Source organism: Mucilaginibacter gracilis, from assembly GCF_003633615.1.
Taxonomy (GTDB): domain Bacteria; phylum Bacteroidota; class Bacteroidia; order Sphingobacteriales; family Sphingobacteriaceae; genus Mucilaginibacter; species Mucilaginibacter gracilis.
In genome coordinates this window covers 5,569,561-5,589,562 of sequence record NZ_RBKU01000001.1, presented here as the reverse complement: position 1 = coordinate 5,589,562, position 20,002 = coordinate 5,569,561, and the positions used below count along the sequence as shown (strand labels likewise).

At 42.8% G+C, this 20,002-nt stretch carries 20 protein-coding genes; 11 read left to right on the top strand and 9 right to left on the bottom strand.

The genetic code is table 11. The features are described 5' to 3' along the window. Positions 1–381: 381 nt before the first annotated feature. The 6 genes from BDD43_RS24830 to BDD43_RS24805 form a co-directional block, all read right to left on the bottom strand. Entirely contained in the window at positions 382–1,425 is a 1,044-nt protein-coding gene (locus BDD43_RS24830; protein WP_121200747.1) for an NAD(P)-dependent alcohol dehydrogenase, read from the bottom strand. 216 nt (positions 1,426–1,641) lie between these two features. Further along, positions 1,642–2,118, bottom strand: a complete 477-nt coding sequence (locus BDD43_RS24825) for a hypothetical protein (RefSeq protein WP_121200745.1) — start codon at positions 2,116–2,118, stop codon at positions 1,642–1,644. 232 nt (positions 2,119–2,350) lie between these two features. Beyond that, positions 2,351–2,878, bottom strand: coding sequence for a hypothetical protein (locus BDD43_RS24820; RefSeq protein WP_121200743.1), 528 nt, complete (start codon positions 2,876–2,878; stop codon positions 2,351–2,353). Between the two features lie 2 nt (positions 2,879–2,880). Continuing rightward, positions 2,881–3,333, bottom strand: a complete 453-nt coding sequence (locus BDD43_RS24815) for a helix-turn-helix domain-containing protein (protein WP_121200741.1) — start codon at positions 3,331–3,333, stop codon at positions 2,881–2,883. Further along, positions 3,330–3,719: a hypothetical protein gene (locus BDD43_RS24810; RefSeq protein ID WP_121200739.1), complete on the bottom strand. Its 390-nt coding sequence runs from the start codon at positions 3,717–3,719 to the stop codon at positions 3,330–3,332. The genes BDD43_RS24815 and BDD43_RS24810 overlap by 4 nt, the downstream gene beginning before the upstream one ends. A gap of 99 nt (positions 3,720–3,818) precedes the next feature. After that, complete coding sequence (locus tag BDD43_RS24805; protein WP_121200737.1) at positions 3,819–4,472, bottom strand: YceH family protein; 654 nt, start codon at positions 4,470–4,472, stop codon at positions 3,819–3,821. Positions 4,473–4,822: 350 nt separating this feature from the next. Here BDD43_RS24805 and BDD43_RS24795 point away from each other — a divergent pair, with 350 nt between their 5' ends. The 3 genes from BDD43_RS24795 to BDD43_RS24790 all read left to right on the top strand — a co-directional run bounded on the left by BDD43_RS24795 (position 4,823) and on the right by BDD43_RS24790 (position 6,450). Further along, complete coding sequence (locus BDD43_RS24795) at positions 4,823–5,647, top strand: MBL fold metallo-hydrolase (protein WP_121200733.1); 825 nt, start codon at positions 4,823–4,825, stop codon at positions 5,645–5,647. Between the two features lie 343 nt (positions 5,648–5,990). Beyond that, the gene (locus BDD43_RS30920) at positions 5,991–6,125 is read left to right on the top strand and encodes a hypothetical protein (protein ID WP_262707436.1); all 135 of its coding nucleotides are present in this window, start codon (positions 5,991–5,993) and stop codon (positions 6,123–6,125) included. A 1-nt stretch (position 6,126) separates the two neighbouring features. Then, on the top strand, positions 6,127–6,450 hold the full coding sequence (locus BDD43_RS24790) for a hypothetical protein (protein ID WP_121200731.1): 324 nt from the start codon (positions 6,127–6,129) through the stop codon (positions 6,448–6,450). Between the two features lie 197 nt (positions 6,451–6,647). Here BDD43_RS24790 and BDD43_RS24785 read toward each other — a convergent pair whose 3' ends face one another. Then, complete coding sequence (locus BDD43_RS24785; protein WP_121200729.1) at positions 6,648–7,247, bottom strand: GNAT family N-acetyltransferase; 600 nt, start codon at positions 7,245–7,247, stop codon at positions 6,648–6,650. Between the two features lie 277 nt (positions 7,248–7,524). Between BDD43_RS24785 and BDD43_RS24780 the strand changes: the two genes are divergently transcribed. The 7 genes from BDD43_RS24780 (at position 7,525) to BDD43_RS24750 (ending at position 14,445) form a co-directional block, all read left to right on the top strand. Then, entirely contained in the window at positions 7,525–8,652 is a 1,128-nt protein-coding gene (locus BDD43_RS24780; RefSeq protein WP_121200727.1) for an XdhC family protein, read from the top strand. Beyond that, entirely contained in the window at positions 8,649–9,233 is a 585-nt protein-coding gene (locus BDD43_RS24775; RefSeq protein ID WP_121200725.1) for a nucleotidyltransferase family protein, read from the top strand. The genes BDD43_RS24780 and BDD43_RS24775 overlap by 4 nt, the downstream gene beginning before the upstream one ends. Positions 9,234–9,467: 234 nt before the next feature. Further along, the gene (locus BDD43_RS24770) at positions 9,468–10,325 is read left to right on the top strand and encodes a DUF3857 domain-containing protein (RefSeq protein ID WP_121200724.1); all 858 of its coding nucleotides are present in this window, start codon (positions 9,468–9,470) and stop codon (positions 10,323–10,325) included. A gap of 177 nt (positions 10,326–10,502) precedes the next feature. After that, positions 10,503–11,411 (top strand): hypothetical protein, encoded by a 909-nt coding sequence (locus BDD43_RS24765; protein WP_147425731.1) that lies wholly within the window; start codon positions 10,503–10,505, stop codon positions 11,409–11,411. Between the two features lie 143 nt (positions 11,412–11,554). Further along, positions 11,555–12,220 carry a hypothetical protein gene (locus BDD43_RS24760; protein ID WP_121200720.1) on the top strand — a complete coding sequence of 222 codons (666 nt, stop codon included), beginning with the start codon at positions 11,555–11,557 and terminating at the stop codon, positions 12,218–12,220. Positions 12,221–12,313: 93 nt separating this feature from the next. Continuing rightward, a complete protein-coding gene (locus BDD43_RS24755) occupies positions 12,314–12,643 on the top strand; it encodes a hypothetical protein (protein WP_121200718.1) in 330 nt (109 codons plus the stop codon). A 266-nt stretch (positions 12,644–12,909) separates the two neighbouring features. Further along, positions 12,910–14,445: a malate:quinone oxidoreductase gene (locus BDD43_RS24750; protein WP_262707457.1), complete on the top strand. Its 1,536-nt coding sequence runs from the start codon at positions 12,910–12,912 to the stop codon at positions 14,443–14,445. Positions 14,446–14,778: 333 nt separating this feature from the next. Here the strand turns inward: BDD43_RS24750 and BDD43_RS24745 are convergent, their stop codons facing one another. Continuing rightward, positions 14,779–15,588 carry a DUF4249 domain-containing protein gene (locus tag BDD43_RS24745; RefSeq protein WP_121200714.1) on the bottom strand — a complete coding sequence of 270 codons (810 nt, stop codon included), beginning with the start codon at positions 15,586–15,588 and terminating at the stop codon, positions 14,779–14,781. 4 nt (positions 15,589–15,592) lie between these two features. Then, entirely contained in the window at positions 15,593–17,956 is a 2,364-nt protein-coding gene (locus tag BDD43_RS24740) for a TonB-dependent receptor (protein ID WP_121200713.1), read from the bottom strand. A 291-nt stretch (positions 17,957–18,247) separates the two neighbouring features. Here BDD43_RS24740 and BDD43_RS24735 point away from each other — a divergent pair, with 291 nt between their 5' ends. Next, on the top strand, positions 18,248–19,867 hold the full coding sequence (locus BDD43_RS24735; RefSeq protein WP_147425730.1) for a PAS domain S-box protein: 1,620 nt from the start codon (positions 18,248–18,250) through the stop codon (positions 19,865–19,867). Positions 19,868–20,002 lie beyond the last annotated feature (135 nt).

Below are 20,002 nucleotides of genomic sequence, written 5' to 3'. Positions count from 1 at the left end.
TTTAAACAATTGGGCGGCAACCTAAAAAGCAAAAAGCCCACTTGTAAAAGCGAGTACACCCGTGAAAATAGGTTTGAAATTTACTGATAAAAAGGGACACCGGAAGTTTATCGCATAACCCAATCAATGTCGTTTAGTTTAAGCGGTTAAAAATGCACCATCGGTGCAAAAGGTAGGTAGCTAAGTGATAATTGAAAATTTGCATGCCGTAGGTATGCCACTTATAAAGGTGTTGTACCTACGGCATGCAAATTTTTATTTAATTTGTTTTGCTACCTACCTGTGACCCCGATGGGGCCGCCTTTTAACTAAACGACATTGAATGATATTTATAAAAAGCAATCAATATTGCTTTAACTATATATTTATAAGGTTAATAGCTTACAAGGTAGCCATATCAATAACAAAACGATAGCGTACATCGCCTTTAAGCATGCGCTCGTAAGCGTTGGCAATATCTTTCATGTCAATCATTTCAATTTCCGATACGATATTGTGTTCGGCACAGTAATCAAGCATTTCCTGGGTTTCGGCCAAACCTCCAATGTTCGATCCGGCGAGGCTTTTGCGGCCACCCAGCAAGCTAAATGCGGCAACCGGCGCCGGTTTTGATGGTACGCCAACGCAAATGTGGGTGCCGTTGGTGCGTAGTAAGCCAAGGTACATGTTTAAATCGTGCTCGGCCGATACGGTATCCAAAATAAAATCAAAAGTGCCTTGTGCAGCTTTAACCTGTTCGGCATCGGTAGTAACCACAAAGTGGTGGGCGCCTAATTTGCGGGCATCGGCCTCTTTATTTGCCGATGTGCTCAATACCGTAACTTCGGCACCAAAAGCAACGCCAAATTTTACGGCCATGTGGCCCAGGCCACCTAAACCTAATACGGCCAGTTTATGGCCCTTGCCTACCTTCCAGTGGCGCAGTGGCGAGTAGGTGGTAATACCGGCGCACAACAGCGGTGCAACAGCGGCCGGATTTAATTTTTCGGATATATGGAGCACAAAATCCTCGTTAACCACAATAGTGTTTGAGTAGCCGCCGTAGGTTGGCGTTTTTTTATCCTGCTCCAAACTGTTATAAGTTTGCGAGTTTCCGTTAAGGCAAAATTGTTCCAAATCCTGTTTGCAGTTTTCGCACTCGCGGCACGAATCTACCAGGCAGCCGGTTCCGGCCAAATCGCCAACTTTAAAGTTTTTTACGTGCGAGCCAACGGCAACCACGCGGCCAACAATTTCGTGCCCGGGCACCATGGGGAATATACCGGGAAACCAGTCGTTTTTAATTTGGTGTAAGTCCGAGTGGCAAACGCCACAAAATAAAATATCAAACTGCACATCGTGAGCACCAACATCGCGCCTCTCAAAATTCCAGGGAGCTAAGTCGGTAGTAGGGCTTTGTGCAGCGTAAGCTTTAGTAGCTATCATATAAATAAAAATTTTCTTTTTAAATGTAAAGGTACTTGCTAAAGCTAAAACGCGCTAATTTGTTTTATCTGTGTTGTGTAAAAACTGTTTTGGGTTGGTTTAGAGGATGGTTGGCCGGGGGCGGAGGATGTGGTTATTGGGGATACAGGATGATAAAAACCGCGCCATTTATTTACTGTTTTTCCTTTTCAATCAATCCTTCAATAACTCAATCCTTCAATCATTATCCCTGAAATAAAATGCTGGCGCGTTTTGTACATACTGCTGCCATAAAACCCATGTGCCGCTAATGATGACGAGGTTTTTCATGATATACTGGCCAAGTAAAGTAAAATCGTAAGGCAAATGCAGAAATGTAGCTTGCGGAAAAAACACAAAGGGTGTAAAAGTGAATAGCATGTGGATAAATACAAGCACAAGCGTTGCCCTCATCCACAGGCAACCCATCAATAAAATACCTAAGGCGCATTCGCCTGCGGCCAGCATTGTTATGGCCAAATGATCGGGCAGGCGGCCAAACGTTAAATGATGTACAGTTTGAGAGGCAATTTGCTTGGCAGGACTGAACCCGTAAAAGAATTTAAGTATGCCGAACCAAAAATAGATTAAGCCAATGCTCAACCTGAGTAAGGTTACCGGCTTGAGTAACTTTTGTTTATTTTGCGTATTAGCACTTTGACTGGTATTGCTCATACCGGGTTAGAGTACCACAACGCAGAATGGTTTAACCACCAGCCATTTCAAGAAAAATAAAGTATTAACGCTTGCCTTTCATTCAATCCTTCAATCATCTTACATAGTTGCCACAAGCGAGGCTCGTTGAGGCGCGTAAGCTATTATTGCCATCTTCCTTTAGATAGCGAATACAAGCATGAGGATTCGTGGACAGAGTCTACGAATGGCTCGGTGCTCACCACGTGCACATTTAACTGCCTTTACTTGGGGGGGAGTAAATGTTTTCAGCGACATCGTTGTCTGCATTTTCAGATGCTAAGTCCTCGTTGAGTTTTTTAGCAACTTCAATATTTCGTTTTAATAATTCGTTAAATACAACTTGAGTATCAATTACTGGTACATAAACATTAGTAAATCTGCTTCCTGCAATATTTTTCGCTAAAATAGCTCTCATGTGGCTAAATGCAATCCCAAATAAGCTTTCCAGTACCCCTTTTGGAAACACAACCTTTTTATCATCATCTAAAAAGCCACTTAAATTATTTATACTAAATCGTGTTAACACAGTCCCACTTAAAAAAGTAATACCAGTTTCAGAGTGTTGAAAATCGGCTCTTACATTAAATTGTATCCAGCTATTTGGCACGTCAAATAGGAAGTTCATCGAATAGCCCAATCTAACCTTATTGGGTTCAGCTTTTACAGCTTCTTCAATCATAAAGCCACAATCTACTATTCTGCTAATGCCAAATTCAAAAGGAGGATATTCAGTGTCCATTATTATGCCTGTTTAAGTGTTGGAATTACTGTTGTAGTGATAAAGTTATCGCCGTCAACTGGTAATTGTATTTGTTGAAGAGGGAAATCCTGAAAATATGGAGTATCTTTTATAGAAGAAGAGTTTATCGGAATAATTTTGCTAAACATAGATATGTCACTATCATAGTACGCTTTGAGATCAACATCTTCGTTAATAATATCTTCAACTTTTTTATATCCGATGTGAGGTACTATACCTATAGCCAAACAAAGGTCAATCAATTTTTTTAATGTGTAATTGAAATTTCCCTTTAAAATCTGGGATATATACCCTTTTGAAACATTCAACCTTTTAGCGAGTTCGGTTTGATTAATGTTTTCTTCTGCCATGTATTGATAAACCTGTCTAAACAGTTCATTTTGTTCAAATTCAAACCAATATGTCGAACTTCTTAATAATTTTTCTCTTGTCATATGTTTATTGAATTAAAATAAGATCTCTTTAATGCCCTAAAACTTTTTATATCACTTACCTGTGAACTCTTTTTACCGCCTATTAAAACAATGTTGCCAACATCATCTTTGATAAGATAAACTCTTAAATCTTTTGTTTTTATCTCGTATTCCTTTATCACTTCCTTATCAGGGGTAATGTCCCTGAATTTTTCTTTTGGCAACCTTCGTAAGTTAGCCACGTCGTTCATTCGTGATATTATTGTAATTAATTGATCCTCAAAATTGGCTTCTTTTTGTATTTCACGACAAAAATCATCCCAATAGCAAACAGTATCCTCAATCAGTTTAAAGAACTTTATTTTACCCGTAACATTATTATATTCTTTTAATGCAAATTTACTCATTTTTGTTTAGATATAACTAAACTCTTTAAAATACATAGAGTTTTAACTTTTATATTACGATTTATAATTATTCTTAGTTCTTTTTATTTTTAACCTATCTCAAACACCCAGCTCCTTCATCAATCTTCCAACAACATCTTTCAGTTCCTCTAATTCGGTTTCCAGTTTGGTTACGCGGGTTTCAAGTTCGTTGGTGGGGCGGGCGAGGGGTTCGTCGGTAGTATCGTCTTCGGTTAAATCGGGCGGGCCCGATAGCAGGTGGGCAAAGCGAACCTCTTTTTGACCGGGGCGGCGGGGTAGCTGGGCCACGTATGGCGGCTCGTCGGCAGCCAGTTTTTCTAAAACGGTTTGTACTTCTTCAAGGGTTTCAAACTCGTAAAGCCTGCCGCTATTGGTGTTAAGTTCGCCTGGTGTTTGGGCACCGCGCAGCATCAGCAGGCATATCAGGGCAACTTCGGCGGGCACTACCGGGAATACGATGGCAAAGTTATGCTTGTATTTTATGGCACGGCTTGAGCCGCCTGTGGCGGTTGATATCAGTCCGCGGCGCTTTAATTTATCCAGGGCTAAAACAACAGTTTCGTCGTCGTAATTAACAACCGGCTTGCGCGATGTTTTTTGGTTGCAGGCAGCCGTTAAGCTATTAACCGTCATGGGGTAGTAATCGGGCGTGGTGCGGGCTTTTTCCATCAGCACACCCAAAACACGAAGTTCGGTGGCTTCAAGTACAGGTAAAGTTTTGGTTTGATCCATCCGCTAAGATAGTTTTTGATTTCGGATTTGGGAATTTCGATTTGGGATTTGTTTTGATTTGGGAATTTGGATGTTGGATTTGGGATTTGTTTTGATTTGGGAATTCGGATGTTGGATTTGGGATTTGTTTTGATTTGGGATTTGGATGTTTGATTTGGGATTTATTTTTGATTTGCGATTTTGGCAATTTCCCATGTCATTGCGAAGAATGAAGCAACCGCACGGAGGCATATTCGCCTTGTGTTGCAGCCCGCACTTATTTGCGGTTGCCACGTTTGTTTTTAACCCATACAAAATTTTACTTTCGATACTAAATTTCTTCGCAAAAAAATGGGTTACTTTGCAGGTACATGTCACTGTTTATTGCATCGCTTAATTCGGGAAGTAACGGCAATTGCTATTATATTGGCAATGAGCGCGATGCTGTGCTGGTTGATGCAGGTATATCATGCCGCGAAACCGAAAAACGGATGCTGCGCCTGGGTTTATCAATGAACAAGGTACGTGCCATTTTTATCTCGCACGAACACTCCGACCATATTAACGGCGTGGCCGTGCTGGCAAAAAAATATCAGCTTAAAGTTTACATTACCCCAAAAACCATGCTTAACGGCGGGTTAGCCTTGCAGCCACATTTGGTTGCGCCCTTTACGGGATATGAGCCCGAGCGGGTAGGCGAGATGGATATTACCGCTTTCCCCAAGTTTCATGATGCTGCCGATCCGCATAGTTTTATGGTGAGTTACCAGGGGATTAATGTTGGTATTTTTACCGATATTGGCGCACCCTGCCAGCATGTTATACAGCATTTTAGCCAATGCCATGCCGCCTTTTTAGAGGCCAATTACTGCGAAACCCTGCTTGAGCAGGGCCGTTACCCTTACCACCTTAAACGGCGCATACGCAGTGGCCACGGCCATTTATCAAACACCCAGGCGCTTGATATTTTTAAAACCCACCGGCCCGCCCACATGAGCCACCTGCTGCTGGCCCATTTATCAAAAGATAATAACAACCCCGAGCTGGTACAAAACCTGTTTAACGCCCATGCCAACGGCACGCATGTTAGCGTGGCCTCGCGCTATGCCGAGAGCGAGGTGTACCAAATTGTTAACGGCCTGCAAACCTGGCGCAGCGGCTTTGAGCGCGAGTTAGGGCAGTTTTCGCTGTTTTAACAAGGGTGTTTGGCTATGCGCGGCCTTTTTTACAGGGCAGGGTGGCAATAAATTTTTATCTAAATTTATTAACTCAAAATATAAGTGAAGCTTTTTTATTTTATTAGTTAAATAAAATATTACTGGTTTGTTAAAATAAACCGCACAATAATAGGTTTATATAACTATAGCCATTATATTATGCTACCTTTATGTTTTTGGTAAAAGCCAGCACTACTGCAACTTTACGGCCAGTTAGATAGCCTTTGGGCATTCTAAAGGCATTTGCGTTTTAATTTAATAGCCCAATGCGTTTTTAGGGGTTAAGCCCTAAAAAATTAACCTACCACTAAACAAACAAATAATGAGTAAAGACAAAGGCAAAAAGGAAACTAAAAAAGCTCCGGCCACAGAAGGAAAAAAATCAACATCCGATTATCAATCGGGTAAAAAATCGGTGTCTCAGCTTGATCTGGGGTCTAATAAAGGTAAAAAGTAATATGTTAAACGGAACGGCTGAGTACCAGGCAAAAATGTACATGTACGATTTGAAAAATTGTGCCAAAGAGAACGGATTTAAACCCGATGATAAGTGGGAAGTTGGCCTGGTTACCGATGCAGAAAAAATTGCTATCGAAAACAAATACATACCCACCATTGCAGTTAAATTTGCCCCGGCGCTTTTGTGGGAGATGTTTGGCCTGGTTAAAGAAAAGCTCAACCAATCTAAAACCGATGCCGAACTGAGCCTTAACTCGGACAGTATACGTGTTAACGAGCTTAAATATTTAATAGCCTTTAGTGCTAAAAAGATTAGAAGGTAAATTTGTGCAGCATCCTGATTGTAGTTTAAATTAGGATTGGAACTGAGAAAATCCTGGGCTTTGTTATTGTTAGCCTATAGCGGTTAGCAACCCAGGATTTGCTCATCATCCTATCAAAAACAACAAATTTACAGCATTTTAAGGCGGCCATCCCCGTTGTTAACATTGTTTTTACTGGCCGTGATGCCCTTGCTGTGTTAAAGCTTTGCTGCCAGCCGCTCCTTAACACCACCCAACCATTCGTGCTTCAAAATACTCAACACTATCGAATCGCGCCGCTGACCGTCGGCTTTTAGGCCGTTGCTGCGTAATACCCCTTCAACCTGGCAGCCAATGCTTTGCATGGCGGCAATGCTACGTTTATTATTATTATCGGCCCTAAATTCAACCCGCTCGGCACCCAGCGTTTCAAAGGCAAAACCCAGCAGCAGCCATTTGCAATGCTTGTTTAGTTTGGTGCCCCTGAATTTTTGGCCATACCAGGTGTAGCCCAGTTGCAGGGTTAAATTAGCGGGCTGTATATCGTAAAAGCGTGTGCAGCCGGCGTAACTTTCGGTTAGTTTATCAAACACAATAAAGGGGTATTCTTTACCGGTTTGGCGCGCGGTTAGTGCATCGTCAATATAATTTTTTAGGCCCTCCTCGCCGGCGGCACTAACCTGCGAGTATTGCCACGTTGTGGGCTCGTTAAGGGCAAAGGGCAGTAAAGGCTGGTAATCATGGGCCTGTAAGGGGCGCAGCAATACGTTATCGGTTTCCAAAACATATTCGGTATGGGCATCAAAAATTAAGGGCATTTGTTGTAGTCTAGCGTATAAAGCAATTATAGCTAAATGTTTGTAAAAAATATTGCCATACCGCGGTTTTAAACGAGGAGATAAACAGGAAGTTATGCCCGGCAATATCAAACTCAAAATAGATACCCGGCCGTAGTGGGCTGTTTGTGGCAATTTGCCTCAACCTGCATATTGGTTTTATAAAACAAAACTGTGGCGGTTAGGGGTATAACAAATGCCGTTACTTATTTAAGCTTCCGGATAAAAAACTGTAATTTAAGCCCCGCTATTATTGCGTATGAAAGAAATTAGCGACATTGTACAGGCCTACCAACAGGCGCAAAAACAAGGTATACAAACTGCCTTGGCCACCGTGGTGCTGGTTGAGGGTTCGGCCTACCGCAGGGCAGGCGCGCGTATGCTGATTACCGAAAACGGGCACCTAACCGGAGCCATTAGCGGCGGCTGCCTGGAGGGCGATGCCCTGCGCAAAGCACGCCTGGTAATGGCGCAACAACAACCCATGCTGGTTACTTATGATACGATGGACGACGACGATGCCAAACTGGGCGTTGGCCTGGGCTGCAACGGCATTATCCATATTTTGATAGAACCCATTAACCGGCAAATACCTAATAACCCTATGCAGTTGCTGGGCATTGCGCTAAGTAAAAGGCAAAATGCGGTGCTGGTTACCTTGTTTTCGTTACAAAACCGCAAGGCTGCACAGCCTGGTACAGGCCTGTTGCTTACCGCAGATGATACTTACAGCGCTTTAGCGGATGATAGTTTACGCGCCACCCTGAATACCGATGCGGCGGAGGTGTTGCTAAACGGACAATCGGTAACTAAAACGTATTTTGCTGATAACGAATATATTGGCTTTGTTGAATATTTAAAACCCGTAATAGCACTCGTAATTATAGGCGCAGGTAACGATGCCGTTCCGTTAACTAAAATGGCGGGTGTTTTGGGCTGGGATGTTACCGTTATAGATGGCCGCGCCAACTACGCCCGTGCCGAACGTTTTACCGTCGCCAAGCAAATTATTACTGCCCGCCCCCACGAGGTGCTTAACCATTTGAGTTTAGATAAGCTTACCGCGATAGTAATGATGACGCATAATTACAATTACGAGCTTGCCCTGCTGCGCCAGCTTTTACCCCTGCAACCGCCTTATATTGGCATGCTGGGCCCCAAAAAAAAGCTGGACCGTATGCTTGCCGAATTGGAAGAGGGCGGCCTTGCCATTACAGCCGCGCATTTGCAACATGTTTACGGTCCGGTGGGTTTAGATATTGGGTCCGAAAGTCCGGAAGAAATTGCGCTATCCATTGTGGCCGAAGTTAAGGCTGTATTATCGGGCCGCAAAGGCTACCCGCTTAAACAAAAAGCCCAGGCCATACACGCCCCCGAAATAGAATGACAACCGGTATTATCATTTTAGCCGCAGGCTCATCAAGCCGCCTGGGCGAGCCGAAACAAAACTTAATTTACCAGGGCAAAACCCTGTTGCAACACGCCGTTTCGGCAGCAATAGCCTCGGCTTGCCGCCCGGTAATTGTGGTGCTTGGTGCTAACGCGCAAACCATACAAAGCCAAATTGCTAACCAGGCCATACAAATTATACACAACCCAAACTGGCAGCAGGGCATGGCAAGCTCCATTAATGCAGGCATAAGCCACCTGCAAAAAACACCAAACATACAAGGCGCCGTAATTATGCTGTGCGACCAGCCCTTTGCCAACCATACCCTTATTAACCAATTATTGCAAGCCCACACCCAAAGCGGCAAAGGCATTGTAGCCAGCTTGTATAATAACACTCAAGGTGTACCGGCATTTTTCCATCAAAAGTATTTTCACCACCTACTGGCCCTGCAAGGCCACCAGGGCGCAAAAAAACTACTCACCGCTTATGCGGATGATATTGCCACCGTACCCTTTGATAAAGGCGCAATTGATATTGATACCATGGCTGATTATGAGGGGTTGTTGGGGGAGTAGTGATAAGAAAATTAAAACTGAACATCGAATATTAACAATTAGATTACGGCATAAATTTCGGTGTTCGAAATTCAAAATTTGTGGTCGATATTTGTTCCGTTCTTTAACTTATCGACGTTGGAGAGGCGGCGTATTGGGTGTGTTCATCGTCACACGGGATAAGGAGAGCTATTTATTAATTACCAAAGCAATATTTTCGCAGCTAATTATTATTTTCACGGCAAATATCTACATGTGAAAACACTTTTTACCTTATCCTTAATATCGCTTTTTGTTTACCATAGCGGCCTGGCCCAGCAATATAAAACAAACCAGGCCTTTGGCCAGGTTGATATGGCCGACCTTACACTTACCAGTTGCAGCTTTGAAAAAGATGCCAATGCAATGGTGCTTTTAGATAAGGGCGAAATGACAACCAATGTTGATTCGGTAGTGGTTAATTACCATATGCGCATCAAAATTTTTAATAGCGCAGGTAACGATGCGGCCAATATTCGGTTACCATATTATTCGCGCAATAATTTGCAACAAATAACTCAGGTAGAGGCTCAAACCATTAATTTGGAAGATAACCATGTGGTGTACACTAAGGTTGAGCCCAGCCAAATATATACCGAAACAATTGATAAATACCGCAAAGCAATAGTATTTGCATTTCCGAAAGTAAAACCGGGCTGTATTATTGAGTATAAATACAAATCGAAGAGGTTGGGGCTTGTTAATCCGCCAGCGTGGTATTTTCAAGAGTCGTTACCGGTGCGTTACAGCGAGTTAACCGGCTGGATGTCAAAAACAACCAGGTATAAAATTATAAGCAGGGGCAACCAGCCTTTTGCAACCGATACCCTGGAGCAAAGTGACAATAATAAAGAGGTGAGCAAAAAAGTTTGGGCCAAGGCCAATATCCCATCTTTTACGGGCGAAAGTTTTGTTAGCAGCAGTACTGCCAATGCGCAATGTATTATGTTTCAGTTAAACTCGTTTGAGTGGGATACCGAATATAAGATACAGAATGGCTGGCACAAAATTGCGTTCGACTTAGGTTTCGACGATAACTTTGGTGTAGAATTATCGTTCAGGCTCAGTCACTAAGATACAGTTATCAGTAAAGCCAAAACCCTGCTTAGTAACGATGATAAAATAGCCTACATTTTTAACGTTGTTAAAAACACCGTAAAGTGGAACAAAAAAAACAGATGGTATACAGAGGATGGTGTGCGGCAAGCCTGGGCGCGCAAACAAGGCAATTCAACCGAGGTTAACTTAATATTGTTACGTTTATTAACCAAAGCCGGTATTAATGCGCAACCCCTGGCAGTAAGCACCCGCGATCATGGTGTGATAGACCCAGTTTACCCCAATATTTACGATTTAAATAAAACCGTTGTTTATATACCCCTTGATAGCACCAGGTATTACGTGCTTGATGCAACCAACAAATACAACCTTTACACCGATGTACCTATTGATTTGTTAAATACCTACGGCCTGATGGTAAAACGCGAGGGTATATACGTTAGCAGCAAATTAATACTGTTGCAAAACCAGCAACCAACTCAAAGAGTGGTAATTATAAACGGCGATATTAATGCAAACGGCCATATTACCGGCACTGCCGATATTAGCAACTACACTTATAACAAAACCTTTTTTGCCCGTTTGTATAATGACCTGGATAAAAAGGTATTTATTAATTTTTTGCGCGATAATAACAATGCAATAAATGTTAATGATTTGGCTGTAGAAAACATGGAGGCCGATAGTTTGCCGTTGGTACATAAAATAAAATTTAACCAGGAGCTAACCACTACCGATGATAAATATATTTATTTCGACTCCAATATTTTTACCGCTATGCGCAGCAATCCGTTTTTAAGCGAGCAGCGTGTGGCCGATATTGATTTTGAAACCTGTGCTGCAAACAGTATTAACGAGCACCTTAAATTACCGCCCGGCTATAAAGCTGATGTATTGCCTGCCAATGTTTTAGTACGCTTTGCCGATAACAGCATAACATTTAAAAGGGTAGTTGGCGAAGCAAACGGCTTTGTTGAAGTGCATTACACCATTACCCGCAGTCGCGCAAAATACCAGGTGGCAGAGTACCCCGCCCTGCGCCAGTTTTACAAAAAAATGTACGATATGCTAAACGAGCCCGTAGTGCTAAAAAAGCTATAAATGCAATTAATTTACCGTGCCGCCCTGGTAACAGCAACACACGGGCAAATGCGCAAAGACAACCGGCTTTTGTTACTCAAAAATTAAAAAACAATAGCTTAACGAAAGTTGTTCTTATTTTAAATTTAATGAATAAGAACATCATGAAAGCGATATTAAAAAAAACAGCTATCTGCCTTACTTTGGCTGTAGTATTGGGTGCCTGTAGCACTCCAACTATGGTAAGCAGTTCGTGGCGCAAACCCAATGCAACAGCAAACGGTTTCCACAATATTTTTGTTGCGGCCTTAACTAAAGAGGTGAGTACCAAGCAAAGTTTGGAGAGCGGTCTGCAAAGCCTGCTGCAGCAAAAAGGTTTAACGGTTGAAAAAAGTGTGGATGTTTTTCCGCCTACGTTTAGCTCGCAAACCGGGCAGCAGCGCGAGTTGGTAATGAGCCAGATACAGCGTACCAATGCCGATGGTATATTAACCGTAGCCCTGCTGCGTAAAGAAACCGAGAGCCATTATGTACCCGGCTCGGGCGGCGGTTATTGGAACCCCGGTTTACGTTACGGCTACTATAACCGCTTTTGGAGCTATTACAACAACTGGTATCCTATGATATATTCGCCGGGTTATTACGATCAAACCAAAATTTATTACATAGAAACCAACCTGTATAATGCCAAAACCGAGGAGCTGATTTGGACAGCACAATCGCGCACTTACGACCCAACCAGCATCAACAGCTTTTTAAAAGGTTATGTTGATGCCATTTACGACAGAATGGTTAAAGATGGCTTAATTAGCACAGTTCCGGGTGCTTAGTTGGTAACTAAGGAGCTATTTTTTATTGAACGTGTTGCAGCACAGTTATTTATAAAATTTAACTGTGCTTTATTACCTTAACCCTTTAAAACCATGGAATCTCCCGAAATAGTAAAGCATACGTGGCAGCAATTGGTAGAGCGTTTAACAACGCGGTTTAACTCCGAAGGTTACCAGGTGGTTCAATTTCAGCACCACGACCAGGTTTTTGGTAGCTGTTACATCATTTGGTCTAACAACCAGGAGGCCCTGCGCCTAACCTGGGACGGCAAAGAGTGCTGGTTTTTACTGGAAGAAACCATGCTCCCCATATCTGCCCAAAGCCCCTGGCAAGAAATTATTGTGATGCCCTTTGACCCTGATGAGCACGATGCCCTTTATGCTAAAACCTTGATTGACGATATAATGGATAGTTTGGAGTGAAGAGGGGCGAATGGGCTCAACATATTTTGGCACGGCAAAACCATTTCAAAGCCGGCTGCCAGATGCATGAAATACACATTTAATAATCGTAAAACGCTCGTTGTAGTTTTCTCCTGATTCTTGCATCCTGATTCTTGATTCTCATCCCCCACCACATAAACACATTTTTAAAATAATGTTAATTTATACCCACTGTTTTAGTAAGGTATTGTCATAGTGTTATCAATTTACTAAATTTTTTAAAAATAATTTTAGTAAATAGGTTTATATTTGCATTCTTAATAAATACCATGACTAAAAAGAATAAATCCGTTGAGAGCCCTGATGTTGTTTTGATAGGCGCCGGAATTATGAGTGCCACCCTTGGTGCTATGCTTAAACAATTGCAGCCCGACCTTACCATCGAGATTTTTGAAAGACTTGATATTGTTGCCGGCGAAAGTTCGGACGCGTGGAACAACGCGGGTACCGGCCACAGTGCTTTATGCGAGTTAAATTATACGCCCCAAAAGGCCGATGGTAGTATTGAAACCGATAAAGCGGTAAAAATTGCCGAATCGTTTGAGGTTTCTAAAGAATACTGGGCCTACCTGGTTGAGCAAAAACTGGTAGAATCGCCCGAGAAATTTATTCGCAGCATTCCGCACATGAGCTTTGTTTGGGGCGAAGAAAATGTTGAATATTTAAAAAAACGCCATCAGGCCCTGGAGCAGTTCCACCTGTTTAAAGGCATGCAATATACCGAAGACCATGCGCAAATAGCCGAGTGGGTGCCCCTGATTATGGATGGCCGCCAGCCCGACGAAAAGGTGGCTGCCACCCGCATGGAAATTGGTACCGATGTTAATTTTGGTTCTTTAACGCGTAGCCTGTTTACCTACTTAACCGCGCAGCCCGGCGTGCAAATGCACATGAACCACGAAGTGCGCGACCTTAAACAGGATGAAAACCATAACTGGGAGATCACTGTAAGGGATATGGGCACTAAAAAGAAACGCAAACTTAAAACCAAATTTATATTTATTGGTGCAGGTGGTGGCTCTTTAATATTGCTCGAAAAATCGGGCATACCCGAGGGTAAGGGCTTTGGCGGTTTCCCGGTAAGCGGACAATGGCTAAAATGCGTTAACCCCGACGTTATTGAAAAACACCAGGCCAAGGTTTACGGTAAGGCATCGGTAGGTGCGCCGCCAATGTCAGTTCCGCATTTGGATACCCGGATGATTAATGGCAAAAAAGCCCTGTTATTTGGTCCGTATGCAGGTTTTTCAACCAAGTTTTTAAAGCACGGTTCGTTTATGGATCTTCCGCTTTCTATCAAGGCCAACAATATTTTGCCTATGATGAAGGCCGGTTTAGATAACATACCGTTAACAAAGTACCTGATAGATCAGGTTCGCCAATCGCCCGAAGACAGGTTGGAGGCCCTTAAAGAATATTGCCCGTCGGCAGTAATGGCCGATTGGGAGCTTGAAGTTGCCGGCCAGCGCGTGCAGGTAATTAAAAAAGACCCTGAACTGGGCGGCATTTTAGAGTTTGGCACCGAGGTAGTAACCGCGGGCGATGGCAGCATTGCCGCCCTGTTGGGAGCTTCGCCGGGTGCATCAACATCGGTATCTATTATGCTCGATTTGCTTAAACGCTGCTTTGCCAGCAAATTGTACACCCACGAGTGGCAAACCAAGCTTAAAGAGATGATACCATCTTACGGCCAATCGTTAGCCCAAAACGGTGAGCTAACCGAAGCAACCCGCGCCCGCACCAGCGAAGTGCTCAATTTAGTTACTTTGCAGGAAGCGTAATTTTATATAAGGTACCAAACTACCGTCATTGCTTCGTTCCTCGCAATTTTAATGATTGAAGGATAGAGTGATTGAAGGATTGAATGTCAATGATTTATTGAAAAAAATATAATTACATTCAATCACTCTATCCTTCAATCATTATCGTAAATGTCATTGCGAGCGATAGCGTGGCAACCGCACGTAGAACGGCAAACTATACAGGGCGAACAAGCTTCCGTGCGGTTGCTTCGTTCCTCGCAATGACAATTTCAATGATTTATTGAAAAAAATATAATTACACTCAATCCTTCAATCCTTCAATCCTTCAATCCTTCAATCACTCAATCCCCCTCAGGGTATTAAAATACTTTTGCGCTGTACGGTATGTACGCTAAAATAACCAAGCACATCGGCGTTAAAAAAGTTTGATGGCGGGTTGGCCGGCGTTGCCGATGCTTGCGGCGAGTTACTGCCCTGGCTGCTTAAATTATCCCAATAGCTGTACATATTGGCATCAATACATTGCATATCAACATCCACAACATCGCCGCTTTTAATATCAACATCGCGCTGGTACAGGCTGCTTGATACTACGCGGCCATCGGTTAGGTTATCGTTTTCGTCAAAAATATGTTTAACCTGGGCGTTGTTAACATATAGCACAAATTTATATTGGTTGGGCTCGTTAGGCGGGTCGAAATAGTTTACCGCTATGGTTTTAATTTTTGTAGAACCAAATATCTGATTAGTAAGCGTAAGCGAATCTAAGGGTACGCCCACCGGCATTACGCCACTTGCCGTATAAACATGATTATCAACCGTAACATTAAGCGTATACAAAGTTTTGGCCCTGCCCCTAAACGATGTTATGGCATAGGTACCAGGTGTTGTGGTTTCTTTTAGTTTATATACCCTGCCGGTAGTGCCTTCGGTAAAGCTAACCGTTGCGCCCGATACCCCCGGAAAAACATTGCTGCTTGCATATGCTACCGACCGCGAAATAAGCACCGTTTGCGTGCCCGTAACATCGGTAAGGTTAGCTTCAATTACCAGTTTAGGCGCGGTGCTGGTAATATCAACATCAATTACCCTTTGGCAGGCTGCCAGGCCTGCAAGCATTATAAAAGCAACCATCAGTCTAACAGGCAAACCTTTAACCATACCGCTATTTAAAGTTAAAGTTCCAGGTAACTGAAGGTATGATGCCAAACAAACTGGTTTCTACAGCTTCGGTGTGTGGCGGGCTCCCCGCGCTGTCGCGGAAGATAACACTGTAAGGGTTTTTACGGTTGTAGGCATTATACACGCTAAAGGTAACGCTGGAGTGGTAACTTTTATGCTGCTTACCTTGCAAGGTGGCACCCAAATCTAACCGGCTGTTAACAGGCAGCCGCGATGCATTGCGCGCACCGTAGTAATAAGTGGTGATGCCATTAAGGCGATATTTGCCTGCCGGGTAAGTTACCGCATTGCCTGTACCATAGGTAAACACTGCCGAAACCGACCACCGTTTGCTCAAGCCATACATATTAACCAACGATACATCGTGTGTACGATCTTGCCGGGCCGGGAAGTAATTGCCGTTATTAATGGCATCAAAGCGGCGTTCGGTTTTTGATAGCGTGTAGCCCAGCCAGCCGTTATAGCGGCCATACTTCTTTTTTAAAAATAGCTCCAGGCCGTAGGCGCGGCCCGTGCCATATACCAGTTCCTGCTCAACATTGCTGTTGGCCAGCAGTTGGGCATTATCGCGGTAGTCAATTTCGTTTTTTAGCCATTTGTAATACACCTCTGCCGAAAACTCATAACCGTTATGGTTAAAATTACGGTAATAGCCAAGCGATACCTGATCGGCAATGCCGGGTTTTACGTTGTTGCTGCTCATTACATACAAATCGGTAGGCAGGGCTGAAGTTGAATTTGATAACAAATGAATATTCTGGCTGTTATGATTATACGATACCTTAACGGATGTATTGCTATTAAAAGTATAACTTGCCAAAAAACGCGGTTCCAGGTTTATATAGCTAACCACGCCCTGGCCCGCGCTGTAGTTTTGCGTGCTTAGTAAATAACCATCGGCATTATAGGTATTAAAATTACCGGGGCCAATTAAATTAAACACATTAAGCCTTGCGCCATAAACCATGTTAAGTTTATTGGCAGGCTGCCAACTGTTTGATAGGTAGGCCGCCCATTCGTAAGCATAGCGGGTCTCGATAACTTTAGGGTTAAAGCTCGATATTTCCGATGTGCTGATATCGCCGGGTACAACCGTGTGGTGCGTTACCGCGAAACCAAAGCGCAGGGTATTATTGTTGGCAATAAAGTAATCAAAATCTTGTTTCAGATTAAAATCTTCAATTTTAGAGTATACTTTAATATCGTTGTCGGCATCGTAATTGGCTATGTTATAATTGTATTTGCTGTAAATGAATGATGTGTTTGAGAATAGTTTACCGCTAAACACATGGTTCCACCGCAGGGTTGCCGTGGTGTTGCCCCAATCGGTAGCAAAGGTATTTTTAACGCCCACATCATCCTTACCCAAATAGGCCGATAGGTAAAGGGTGTTTTTATCATCAAGCTGGTAATTAAACTTGGCGTTAACATCATAAAAATACAAGCTGCTGGTGTTTATTGATGTATCCGACGACAGTTTTAAAAACACATCGGCATAGGTGCGGCGCGCGCTTATCATAAACGAACTTTTGTTTTTTACAATGGGCCCCTCAATTTTTATGCGCGACGATATTAAGCCAATGCCGCCTTCTACCCCGTATTGCTTGTTATTACCTTCGTCCATCTTAATATCCAGTACCGACGATAGCCTGCCGCCGTAACCCGCAAACATGCCGCCCTTATACAAACTCACCTCGCGGATAGCGTCGGAGTTAAAGGTGGAGAAAAAACCGAAAAGGTGCGATGCATTGTAAACCGTTGCGCCATCCAGCAAAATCAAATTCTCGTCGGCATTACCACCGCGCACGTAAAAGCCCGTATTAGCATCCCCGGTTGATTTTACGCCCGGCAGCAGCTCAATGGTTTTAATAATATCCTTTTCGCCAAGCAATACCGGTATATTGGCAATATCGGTCATGCTTAATTTATTTACACCCATTTGCGCGCTCAAAACGTTATCGGCGGCTTTAGTTTTTGCCGTTACGTTAATTTCGCTTAATGCATTATCGGCTGTAAGTTCAATATCAAGGCGGGTATTTTTATCAATATTTACCGGTATAGGTTTGGTTTTATAACCTATGTAACTTACCAGCACGGTGTAGGTATTGGGGCTAACCGTTAACGAGTAAAAGCCGTAGCTGTTGGTTATAACTCCGCCGTTTTGGCCGGTTTTTATGGTGGCACCTATAAGTGCCTCGCCGGTTGTGCTATCTTTAACAATACCGCTTATGGTTAGTTTGCTTTGCGCCCGTAAAAGGCCTGGCAGGCACAGCAGCAAAACAAGGCCGGGCAAATAAACAAGGCCGCGCAATTTAAAAAAGTTGTTTTTTAACCGGGAAACCAACATGGCGGGATATGCAATTGCTAAAAGGCTTAACGGGCTAAATATATGACGATTATTTTTTTTAATTGCAGGATAGTTTTTAATTAAAAGTGCAAGTGTTAATTTGACTATTAATTAAACTTAATTAATCTTTTAAATTAAAATTTAAATTAATTGGTAATCTAGTATCAAAAAATAAAAATGTTACTAACAAAGGCACATTTAGCCAATTGTTATTAGCAATATATTGCTATGTTTATAGCAATATATTAACCATTATAAACAAAATATGCATTTTACGATGCAAACGTGCAGGTGGAGCTAGAGAGATTTTATAAAAAATTACGTAATTCAGGGTCGGTAAGTATAGCCTTTATTTACATAGCTATTAGCCTTGTTTGGATATTGCTGCGCGACCGTTTAATTTTTTTACTTAAAAGCCGGTTTGGCTATACCAACTTTGAGGCACTTAACAGAGGCCATGGTTTTGCCTTTGTTATTGCTACAGGTATCTTATTGTTTTTTTTAATACGCCGTCACAGCAGGCAGGTAATTTTGAACGAAAACGAATACCGCGAACTTTATGAGGCCAACCCAAGCCCGATGTGGATTTACGACCCGCAAACACTTAAAATAATATCAGTCAATCAAACTGCAATTACCGTATATGGCTATACAAAGGAGCAGTTTTTGCAGATGACCGTTTTAGATATACACCCCGGGCGCGACCATGAAAAGCTGCTGGCGGCACTTGCCGGAGATATAAACACATTTAACCACTCGGGCGTTTGGGCGCAGTTTAAAAATGACCGATCGGTACTTTGCGCCGAACTATCACTCAGTAAAATAAACTTTAGGGGCAAAACTGCATTAATGGTTTTAGCCCGCGACCATAGCCTGATTATTGCACAGGAAAAAATGCTCAAAAAGGCTAACCATGATTTGGCCAACGAGAAAAAGCGGCTCACAGATATTCAGGAATTATCGAAAATTGCGGCCTGGGATTATTTTATTGAAGATAAGCAACTGGTACTTTCAAACGAGATTTACCATATATTTGGCATACTGGGGAAAAACTCAAAAGATACCTACGACATATTTTTAAAAACCGTACACCGGGATGACCGCGAACGCTTTATGGCTGCCGCCCGAAGCGTTTTGGCGTTAAATAACGACCTGGATATTGTACACCGCCTTTTTTTTGGCCATAACAACATTAGGTATGTGCGCCAACTGGGTAAACTTGAATACCGCAATGGCAAACCTTACAAGGTGCGCGGCACCATGCAGGATATTACCGAAATAAAACAAATTGAACGGGAGAACAACCAGATTAACACCGAAAACCGCAAACTGGCCACCATTATTACCAAAATAAACAACATGGTGGTTATTGAGGATGCCGAAAGCCGCATTACCTGGGTTAACAACGCCTTTGAAAAATTTACCGGCTACACCCTTGCCGAAATACAGGGCCTGCACCCATCGGAGTTTATTACCCGGCCAGAGGATGAGGAGGAAGTAACATCAATTAGCAAGGCCCAGCAAAGGTTGGAGTCGTTTGCGGTTGATGTTATTAATCACACCAAAACCAAACAACCTTACTGGGTTAATATTGAGTTTACGCCCATGTTTGAAGAGGGTAAGTTTATTGGCTACATTAGCGTACACAACAACATTACAACCCGTAAAGAAAAAGAAGACGAGATAACCAAGCAAAATACGGTATTGCGAAACATTGCCTGGCTAAGTTCGCACGAGATAAGGCGCCCCGCAGCCTCAATTTTAGGCCTCACAGACCTGATACGCAACGCCGACAACCAAACCGAAAAAGACGAATACCTCGATCTGCTCTATCAAAGCACCCTGCAATTAGACGAAATTATCCACAAAATAAACAACACCATTAACGAAAAATTGCCGGATAGTAATTGAGGTTGGTATTATGGAAGATGGAAGATGGAAGATGTGTTTTTTATGGAAGATGAGTCAGGTAAGATGGAAGATGTAAAAACTTGTGTCATTGCTGAGTTTTAAACCCGGAGCCTTCTGAATTTGCAATGATATTAA

Excerpts from the sequence above, each read along its gene's own strand:
- BDD43_RS24830 (WP_121200747.1), bottom strand. The coding sequence starts at position 1,425 with ATGATAGCTACTAAAGCTTACGCTGCACAAAGCCCTACTACCGACTTA.
- BDD43_RS24825 (WP_121200745.1), bottom strand. The coding sequence starts at position 2,118 with ATGAGCAATACCAGTCAAAGTGCTAATACGCAAAATAAACAAAAGTTA.
- BDD43_RS24820 (WP_121200743.1), bottom strand. The coding sequence starts at position 2,878 with ATGGACACTGAATATCCTCCTTTTGAATTTGGCATTAGCAGAATAGTA.
- BDD43_RS24815 (WP_121200741.1), bottom strand. The coding sequence starts at position 3,333 with ATGACAAGAGAAAAATTATTAAGAAGTTCGACATATTGGTTTGAATTT.
- BDD43_RS24810 (WP_121200739.1), bottom strand. The coding sequence starts at position 3,719 with ATGAGTAAATTTGCATTAAAAGAATATAATAATGTTACGGGTAAAATA.
- BDD43_RS24805 (WP_121200737.1), bottom strand. The coding sequence starts at position 4,472 with ATGGATCAAACCAAAACTTTACCTGTACTTGAAGCCACCGAACTTCGT.
- BDD43_RS24795 (WP_121200733.1), top strand. The coding sequence starts at position 4,823 with ATGTCACTGTTTATTGCATCGCTTAATTCGGGAAGTAACGGCAATTGC.
- BDD43_RS30920 (WP_262707436.1), top strand. The coding sequence starts at position 5,991 with ATGAGTAAAGACAAAGGCAAAAAGGAAACTAAAAAAGCTCCGGCCACA.
- BDD43_RS24790 (WP_121200731.1), top strand. The coding sequence starts at position 6,127 with ATGTTAAACGGAACGGCTGAGTACCAGGCAAAAATGTACATGTACGAT.
- BDD43_RS24785 (WP_121200729.1), bottom strand. The coding sequence starts at position 7,247 with ATGCCCTTAATTTTTGATGCCCATACCGAATATGTTTTGGAAACCGAT.
- BDD43_RS24780 (WP_121200727.1), top strand. The coding sequence starts at position 7,525 with ATGAAAGAAATTAGCGACATTGTACAGGCCTACCAACAGGCGCAAAAA.
- BDD43_RS24775 (WP_121200725.1), top strand. The coding sequence starts at position 8,649 with ATGACAACCGGTATTATCATTTTAGCCGCAGGCTCATCAAGCCGCCTG.
- BDD43_RS24760 (WP_121200720.1), top strand. The coding sequence starts at position 11,555 with ATGAAAGCGATATTAAAAAAAACAGCTATCTGCCTTACTTTGGCTGTA.
- BDD43_RS24755 (WP_121200718.1), top strand. The coding sequence starts at position 12,314 with ATGGAATCTCCCGAAATAGTAAAGCATACGTGGCAGCAATTGGTAGAG.
- BDD43_RS24745 (WP_121200714.1), bottom strand. The coding sequence starts at position 15,588 with ATGGTTAAAGGTTTGCCTGTTAGACTGATGGTTGCTTTTATAATGCTT.
- BDD43_RS24740 (WP_121200713.1), bottom strand. The coding sequence starts at position 17,956 with ATGTTGGTTTCCCGGTTAAAAAACAACTTTTTTAAATTGCGCGGCCTT.